General features: G+C 62.3%; 1 pseudogene. It reads right to left on the bottom strand.

The features are described 5' to 3' along the window. Positions 1 to 228: pseudogene (locus R0J88_RS24280) on the bottom strand (tellurium resistance protein); the annotation flags it as partial.

Raw genomic sequence — 228 nt, 5'->3', positions numbered from 1 at the left:
ATGGCCGTTGAGGTAGAGATTCTCACCACCGCTGGATTGGCCGGAACGGTCGTCGCCGTCGAGATGGATGTAGGGCTCACGCTCCAGGTTGCCGAAGGCGTTGCCCAGCGCCTGCACGACCCCGCCCTTGCCATTCTTGAGCTTGTACATGCAGCCCAGATCCAGATCGATCGCGCTGTTGCCGCCGCCAAGCAGGCTCTTCAGCAAACCACCGCTCTTGCCGTTGCC

Origin of the sequence: Pseudoalteromonas sp. SIMBA_162 (assembly GCF_046535955.1) — a bacterium.
GTDB lineage: Bacteria > Pseudomonadota > Gammaproteobacteria > Enterobacterales > Alteromonadaceae > Pseudoalteromonas > Pseudoalteromonas marina.
Note: the sequence above shows the minus strand (reverse complement) of the source record. Positions and strands in the feature narration are given on the sequence as shown.